The organism is Craterilacuibacter sp., assembly GCF_051659485.1.
Classification (GTDB): Bacteria; Pseudomonadota; Gammaproteobacteria; order Burkholderiales; family Chromobacteriaceae; genus Craterilacuibacter.
In genome coordinates this window covers 1-7,170 of sequence record NZ_JBOFOO010000038.1, presented here as the reverse complement: position 1 = coordinate 7,170, position 7,170 = coordinate 1, and the positions used below count along the sequence as shown (strand labels likewise).

The 7,170-nt window shown below is 60.1% G+C and carries 8 protein-coding genes; 6 read left to right on the top strand and 2 right to left on the bottom strand.

From position 1 onward, the window contains the following. The 4 genes from ACRC1E_RS01145 to radA form a co-directional block, all read left to right on the top strand. Positions 1-833, top strand: an 833-nt coding sequence (locus ACRC1E_RS01145; protein WP_438513274.1) for an FAD-dependent oxidoreductase, incomplete at its 5' end; no start/stop codon positions are given. 2 nt (positions 834-835) lie between these two features. Continuing rightward, positions 836-1,603: an SDR family oxidoreductase gene (locus tag ACRC1E_RS01140; protein WP_438513273.1), complete on the top strand. Its 768-nt coding sequence runs from the start codon at positions 836-838 to the stop codon at positions 1,601-1,603. 11 nt (positions 1,604-1,614) lie between these two features. Further along, entirely contained in the window at positions 1,615-2,136 is a 522-nt protein-coding gene (locus tag ACRC1E_RS01135) for a hypothetical protein (protein WP_438513272.1), read from the top strand. A gap of 108 nt (positions 2,137-2,244) precedes the next feature. Then, a complete protein-coding gene (gene radA / locus ACRC1E_RS01130) occupies positions 2,245-3,606 on the top strand; it encodes a DNA repair protein RadA (protein WP_438513271.1) in 1,362 nt (453 codons plus the stop codon). Here the strand turns inward: radA and ACRC1E_RS01125 are convergent. Both ACRC1E_RS01125 and ACRC1E_RS01120 read right to left on the bottom strand, forming a co-directional pair. Continuing rightward, positions 3,590-4,312, bottom strand: coding sequence for a secretin N-terminal domain-containing protein (locus tag ACRC1E_RS01125; protein WP_438513270.1), 723 nt, complete (start codon positions 4,310-4,312; stop codon positions 3,590-3,592). The genes radA and ACRC1E_RS01125 overlap by 17 nt on opposite strands. Beyond that, positions 4,312-5,994: an ABC1 kinase family protein gene (locus ACRC1E_RS01120; protein ID WP_438513269.1), complete on the bottom strand. Its 1,683-nt coding sequence runs from the start codon at positions 5,992-5,994 to the stop codon at positions 4,312-4,314. The genes ACRC1E_RS01125 and ACRC1E_RS01120 overlap by 1 nt, the downstream gene beginning before the upstream one ends. 109 nt (positions 5,995-6,103) lie before the next feature. Here ACRC1E_RS01120 and ACRC1E_RS01115 point away from each other — a divergent pair, with 109 nt between their 5' ends. Together ACRC1E_RS01115 and ACRC1E_RS01110 are read left to right on the top strand one after the other, a co-directional pair. After that, positions 6,104-6,871 (top strand): NlpC/P60 family protein, encoded by a 768-nt coding sequence (locus tag ACRC1E_RS01115; protein ID WP_438513268.1) that lies wholly within the window; start codon positions 6,104-6,106, stop codon positions 6,869-6,871. Between the two features lie 63 nt (positions 6,872-6,934). Then, positions 6,935-7,147 carry a hypothetical protein gene (locus ACRC1E_RS01110; RefSeq protein WP_438513267.1) on the top strand — a complete coding sequence of 71 codons (213 nt, stop codon included), beginning with the start codon at positions 6,935-6,937 and terminating at the stop codon, positions 7,145-7,147. Positions 7,148-7,170: the final 23 nt, after the last annotated feature.

The window sequence follows — 7,170 nt, the reverse complement described above, 5'->3', positions numbered from 1 at the left end:
ACTGGCTGGCACAAAACCGCCAGAGTCAGGCGCTATGTGACGGCTTCTGGCGCCCCATGGTGCTGTCGGCGCTGAATACCCCGCTGGAAACCGCCTCCATGCAGACGCTGGCGACCGTGCTGCGCGATAGCGTGGGTGGTGCGCGTGCCGATAGCGACCTGATGTTGCCGCGGGTCGATTTGTCGCAGCTATTGCCCGAGCCTGCATGGCGCTATCTGCAAGCGCAAGGCGTAGCGTGCAGAAGCCGGCAGCGGGTGCGTAGCCTGGATTTTGATGCGCAAGGCGTAGTGGTCGATGGCGAACGCTTCGACCGCGTGATCGTGGCGCTGCCGCCGTGGCAGGCGGCACATCTGCTATCGCACGATATGGCGGGGGTCGAGCTTCAGAATTTCCGTTCACAGCCGATAACGACCTTATACCTTGCTTTTGCCGATAAACCGGCCTTGCCGCAACTGATGACCGGCCTCGCCCATGGGCGCGTGCACTGGTTTTTTGACCGCCAACAATTGTGTGGCGAAGCCGGCGTGATTGCTGCCGTGATCAGCTGTGACGATGGCGGCGGGAGTGAGGCGGCTTTGATTGCCGAAGTGCTGGCCGATCTGGCGCGGGTGTGCGGGCGAATTGATCCGCCTAAGTCTGTGCGGGTGGTGCGCGAGAAGCGGGCGACCTACGCCGCCAGTGTGGGCTTGAGGCGACCGGGGCCGCGCATGCAGGTAAACTATGGCTATCTTGCCGGTGACTGGGTCAACCAGGATTATCCGGCGACACTGGAAGGTGCCGTGAGAAGCGGCATGGCAGCGGCAGAGGCCGTGATCCAAGACTGGACTGAATAAACATGACACAACAAGATTTTGCAGCAGACTGCCTGGCAGGGCGGGTCATTCTGGTGACCGGGGCGACTCAGGGCATAGGCGAACAGGTGGCTTTAACGGCCGCCCGCCATGGTGCGACCGTTATTTTACTGGCCCGCAATAGCAAGCGCCTCGAAGCCCTGTACGACGCGATCGTGGCGGAAGGCCTGCCCGAACCGGTGGCTATCGTACTGGATCTGCTCAAGGCCAGTGACGAAGAGTTCAATAATATGGCGTTCCAGATCGGCCAGACGCTGGGGCGTCTGGATGGCATGGTGCACTGTGCGTCGCATATGTATGCCTTGTCGCCGCTGGCCAATCAGGGCATCGATGAGTGGATGAACCAGTACCGTATCAATACGGTGGCGCCGTTTGCGCTCACCCGCGCCTGTCTGCCCTTGTTGAAGGCCTCGCCGGACGCATCGGTGCTGTTTGTCGGCGAGGAGCATGGTCAGGAGGCCAAGGCCTTCTGGGGCGCGTTTGGCGCATCTCACGCCGGTCTGGGTTTCCTGATGCAGGTGGCCGCCAGCGAATGGGATGCTTTCCCCCGGCTGCGAGTCAATTTGCTGACGCCAGGCTCGGTCAATTCTCCGCAACGCCTGCGCACCCACCCGGGCGAGGCGCGCTGTGAGCGCGGCGAACTTGCGGACCTGATGCCGCATTTCCTCTTCTGGCTGAGTGCGGCGAGCACGGGGCGCAGTGGCGAGTTTATCCGTCTGGACCTGCGTCAGCCGGCGACGCAGGCAGCCTGAGGAGGATGCATATGAAAGCATTCCTCTGGCTACCGTTACTGGTGCTGGTGTCGGCTTGCAACTGGATAGGCAATGCCACCGGCTTGACCCATGATGCCAATAAGGCGATAGGTGCGGCGTGCCGCCAGACCGGCCGTTCACTGGAAGAATGCTTTTTGCGCAATGACAGTGCCGACAAGGCGCAGATTTACGCCGGCTGGCGCGAAATGAATGAGTACATGGTGAAAAACAAGCTGGACACCATGGTGCCACCGGCTGAAAAAAAGGCGGCGTCCGAAGTCAGGCCCGCTGCGGGTAAACAGCAGAGCATGGCTGCGCCGGCGGCGGTACAGTTGGGGCCGGTGCCCTTGAGTAGCGAGGAAGCCGACCGTCAAATGCAGAGTGATCCGCAGGTCAATGCCGTGCTGTCGGCAATACGCGAGCGCAATGTGAAGGCCCCTAAAATCGGCAGCGGTTTGGAGGCCGACCAGCAGCGTTTGCTGGAGATCATCAGGCAGGCTCAGCCGGCCGAGCGTCAGGCTTTGCCGGGCTGATTTTCTTGTTTTCAGTGCCGCACAGGCGGCACTGTCCTTTATTTCATGGAGTCCGGCCTCTGCGCTGTCAGCTGTCCGGCCTGCTATCTATCTATTTCCGGATTGATCATGGCCAAAGCCAAAACCGTTTATAGCTGTACCGAGTGCGGCGGCGCCTCGCCCAAGTGGCAGGGCAAGTGCCCGCATTGCAATGCGTGGAATACCCTGGTCGAGGCGGTAGAGGCACCGGCGGCTGCGCCGCGCTTCGAAACCTGGAGCAGCCAGACCACGCGCGTGCAAAGCCTGTCGGCGGTGCAGGCCGAAGAAGTGCCGCGCGAGAGCTGTGGCATGGAAGAGCTGGACCGGGTGCTGGGGGGCGGGCTGGTGCGGGGCGGGGTGATTCTGTTGGGTGGCGATCCGGGGATAGGCAAGTCCACCCTTTTATTGCAGGCCTTGGCGACCATGGGGGCCAACCGCAAGGTGCTGTATGTGTCGGGGGAGGAGTCGCCACAGCAGATTGCCCTCAGAGCCAGCCGCTTGCAACTGGATGCCAGTCATGTGCGGCTGCTGGCCGAGATCCGGCTCGAGGCGGTCATTGCCGCGCTCAAGGACGAGCAGCCGGCCGTGGCGGTGATTGACTCTATCCAGACTATGTACTCCGATCAGGTCAGCTCGGCACCGGGCTCGGTGTCGCAGGTGCGCGAATGTGCGGCGCAGTTGACGCGTATCGCCAAGCAATCGGGCATCACCATCGTGCTGGTTGGCCATGTTACCAAGGAAGGCGCCATTGCCGGCCCGCGCGTGCTCGAACATATTGTCGATACCGTGCTTTATTTCGAGGGCGACAGCCACTCCAATTACCGCATGATACGGGCGATCAAGAACCGTTTTGGTGCTGCCAACGAGCTGGGCGTATTCGCCATGACCGAGCGCGGCATCAAGGGCGTGTCCAATCCTTCCGCCATTTTCCTGTCGTCCTACCGCGATGATGTCCCCGGCTCCTGCGTACTGGTCAGTCAGGATGGCACGCGCCCCTTGCTGGTCGAGGTGCAGGCGCTGGTGGATAACGCCCACGGCTTCCAGCCCAAGCGCCTGGCGCTGGGGCTGGACCAGAACCGCTTGGCGCTATTGCTGGCGGTGATGCACCGTCATGCCGGCGTCAGCTGTTCCGATCAGGACGTGTTTCTCAATGCAGTAGGCGGGGTCAAGATTATCGAGCCGGCTGCCGATTTGGCGTTGGTGCTGGCCATGGTGTCATCCTTGCGCAACAAGCCTTTGCCGGAAAAACTGGTGGTATTTGGCGAGCTGGGCCTGGCTGGCGAGGTGAGGCCGGTGTCGCGCGGGCAGGAGCGCCTGAAAGAAGCGGCCAAGCTCGGCTTTACCCGTGCACTGGTGCCGACCGCCAATCGCCCGCGCCAGCCGATAGAAGGGCTGGAAATTATCGGGGTCGAGCGTCTGTCCGAGGCGGTAGCCTTTATTGCCGAGCGTTGACCCGCAGCCGCACCGTGCGCTCGCTTTGGCCTGTTTGGGCTTGGCCGCCAAAAATAAAGATCCGTCCACCACGCCCGTCCTGATGAATGCTGCCCAGCGTGACCCATTGCCCCAGAGGAGCGCTGAGGGTAGTGACCAGTGTTTGTTGTTGACTGGTGTCGTGCTTGCCCAGCGCCTCGTTGCGCACCGCGATATCCAGCAAGACCTGATTGCCGCGTAGTCTTGGCGTGACTTCGAAGCCGCTAATGGCGGTTTGTCCCGCGCCATGGCCGGCAAACCACCATGGTAGCGGGCGCGTTTCGCCCAGGCTGATGCTGCCGCTCTTGCCCGATAGCAGGCTCAGGTTTTGCCGGCTGTTGCCCTGACGGCTACCGCTGGATACTGACCAGCCGCCAGCCTGCGAGCCATTCCCTAAATCGATCTCGATACGGCGATCCTGTGCTGCTTTGTTCTGCTCCACTTCAATATTCAGCATCGCGGGCTGTACATCCAGTTCGCGTGCTATCTGCGCCAGTTCTGCTTCGCGCGCCGGGCGGGCGTTGATGATCAGCTTGTTTTCAAATGCGGACAGCGACTCACCGGTTTGCAAGGTGGGGCGCAAGGCTGCCGCGATTTCGCTGGCGTGTGCCCAGTTAAGGTTTACCACTTCCAGCGCGCAGGCGGGCAGGGCCAGCAGTAGCAAGGCAGTGCCGAGGGCGGATTTCATCAGTATTCCTTGCCTGCGCGCCAGATTGAAAAAATCAGCCACAAGCTATTGAGCATGGCCACCATAAAACCCAGAAAGCCGAAGAGCGGCAGGCCGAACAGCATGGGGCCCGCATTGACGGTCATGACGATGCTGGAGCCTATGATCAGGCAGCCGGTGACGATGCCCATGGTCAGGCGGTTGCTGCTCTTGTCTATCTGGCGGCCGAAGTTGTCGAGACGTGCAAGATCAAGATTGATGCGGAACTTGCCCTGACGTACGTCGCGTGCCATGCGTATCAGATCGTGCGGCAGGCCGGCGAGCATGGCAATGCCGTCGCTCAGGCTTTGGCGGCCTTTTTGGGCGAGCGCCTTGGGATGGTAGCGCGCCTTGATTAGCGTGTGAACAAAGGGGGTGAGCTGATCCACCAGATAAAAGTCGGGGTCCAACTGGCGGCCCAGTCCTTCCAGTGTAATCAGCGCCTTGAACAGCATGGCCAGATCCGCTGGCAGTACGATATGGTGGTCACGGATCAGTGCCATGATGTCGATAATCAGCTGGCTGATGTTGAGCTGACCCAGCGGCACATGCTCGTACTGGAACATCAGTTCGGACACGTCATAGGCAAAGCGCTGCTCGTCTACCGGATTGCGCCCGGTCCATTCAATCAGTGCATCGCTCATGGCGCGCTCATCGCGCCGCGCCAGCGCCGACAGCAAGTCGACGATCTCGTCGCGCCGCACATGCGATAGCCGTCCGACCATGCCGAAGTCGATAAAGGCGATGCGGTTGTCCGCGAGGTAGAACACATTGCCCGGGTGCGGGTCGGCGTGAAAAAAACCGTTGATCAAAATCATCTTCAGCACTGCGTCGGCGCCACGGCGCGCCAACAGGCCGGCATCCAGCCCGGCAGCGGCAAGCAACTCCAACCGCCCGCCGGCAATGCCGGCGATATAGTCCTGGACATTGATTTCGCTATTGCTGTAATCCCAGTGCACGCGTGGCACCACGATATACGGGTCTTCCCTGAAGTCGCGTGCGAAGCGGTCCATGCTGCGGCCTTCGGCCGCCAGATCCAGTTCGCGCTTGAGCGAACGGGCAAACTGGGCCACGATTTCGCGAGCCTGATAATGGCGTGTCTCGGGAAACTCCATCTCGATCAGATAGGCGAGATGGTCGAGGATGCGCAGATCGGCTTCGACTTTGGCGACGATATGCGGCCGCCTGAGCTTGATGGCCACCACCGTGCCGTCTTTTAACCGTGCCTTATGCACCTGGGCGATGGAGGCTGCCCCTATGGGCTCGACCTCGAAGTCGTCGAAGACTTCATCCAGTGGCCGCCCCAGAGCCTTGCTGACCAAGGCCTTAACTTGACTGGCGGCAATCGGCGGGACACGGTTTTGCAGCTTTTCGAATTCGGCTATCCACTCGGGCGGGAACACATCGACCCGGGTAGAAAGGATTTGTCCGAGTTTGATAAAGGTTGGCCCCAGCTCTTCAAACGCCAGTCGCAGCCGTACCGGTGTCGGGATACTGGCCGCCGCTTCTACCTGCGTGTGGCTGAATAGCTTGGCCACCTGTGCCATGGCGCTGGATAGGCCCAGCCGTTCGGCAAAGCGTCCCAGGCCATGGTGCACCAGAATGGCGGTGATTTCCCGCAAGCGGGGCAGGTCGCGCATGGCAAGCAGCGTTTCTCTTAGCATGTTTATCCAGATGTTTTCGGGCACTGACTTTACACTACAGGCCTCGTTCGATAGAGTGCAGTGTATGAAATTGCCTTTATCCTTGCTAGCTCTGTTTTTTGCATTTTTCATGACCTTTGCTTATGCGGCTCCCGAGCCGCAGCTCAGGGAATTTGCCGTGAACGAAGAGCAGTCCGATCCGATCGCCCGTTTTGCCTCCGCGCCGGGTGAGGAGGCCGTGGGCGACCTGTTGTTGCAGGCCATGAGCCTGATAGGCGTAGCCTACCGTTTTGGCGGCAACTCTCCGACTTCGGGCCTGGACTGCAGTGGCTTTATCAAATATGTATTCCAGAAGTCGCTCAAGGTGAATCTGCCGCGTACTTCTGCCGAAATGGGCCGTGTTGGCCGGGCACTTGAGCGTGATGAACTGGCCGCCGGTGATCTGGTGTTTTTCGATACCCGTGGTTTTCGAAATTCCCACGTCGGTATTTATCTGGGTGGCAGCAAGTTTATCCATTCCCCGCGCACCGGCAAGAACATCGAAGTTGCCAATATGGGGAACAGCTACTGGGCTAAGCGGTATAATGGCGCCCGCCGTGTGCAGCGGGGGCAGTCTGTTCAGATGGAAGCTGCGGCACCTGCTGTCGAAAAGGTCACGCGTACCCGTCAGGCGGCTGTGCCTGCCGTGCGCAGCAGCAAGGCGACAGTGCGTAGCAAGGCCGTCGCGGAAAAGCGCAGTGTAAAAAACCGGTCTAGCGCAAAAGCCAGCAAGGCCAGCACCAGTAAAAATTCGGTTAGCGCCAAAAAGTCGACCAGTAGCAAAAAGCCGGTGGCCAAAAAAACGGCCAGCTCAAAAGCATCAGGCAAAAAAACGGCGACCCAGAAAAAAAGTAGCTGAACGTATCAGAATCAACCGCACGATGCCCGCTTAGGCGGGCATCTGCCTTTATGGGGAACAGCCATGCAGCTGGATATGCCAGTATGGCGCGATGGTGAGGGCAACATCCTCGCCTGCGTCGAAAAAATCAAGGTGATGCGCGAGAATCTGGAAGAGCTCGCGCAAATGGCGCAGGATGCGTATGAAGATGCCATTCTGATGGGGTGCGATGAGGTGCAGATCAAGGCCTATCTGGTGCAGATGATGCAGCAGCTGGAAAACCCCTATCCATCCTGACCCAAGAGGTGCACCCCGATGCA

Bases quoted from the DNA above. Each gene is read 5' to 3' on its own strand.
- ACRC1E_RS01125 (WP_438513270.1), bottom strand. From the start codon at position 4,312: ATGAAATCCGCCCTCGGCACTGCCTTGCTACTGCTGGCCCTGCCCGCC.
- radA (WP_438513271.1), top strand. From the start codon at position 2,245: ATGGCCAAAGCCAAAACCGTTTATAGCTGTACCGAGTGCGGCGGCGCC.
- ACRC1E_RS01135 (WP_438513272.1), top strand. From the start codon at position 1,615: ATGAAAGCATTCCTCTGGCTACCGTTACTGGTGCTGGTGTCGGCTTGC.
- ACRC1E_RS01140 (WP_438513273.1), top strand. From the start codon at position 836: ATGACACAACAAGATTTTGCAGCAGACTGCCTGGCAGGGCGGGTCATT.
- ACRC1E_RS01120 (WP_438513269.1), bottom strand. From the start codon at position 5,994: ATGCTAAGAGAAACGCTGCTTGCCATGCGCGACCTGCCCCGCTTGCGG.
- ACRC1E_RS01115 (WP_438513268.1), top strand. From the start codon at position 6,104: ATGACCTTTGCTTATGCGGCTCCCGAGCCGCAGCTCAGGGAATTTGCC.
- ACRC1E_RS01110 (WP_438513267.1), top strand. From the start codon at position 6,935: ATGCAGCTGGATATGCCAGTATGGCGCGATGGTGAGGGCAACATCCTC.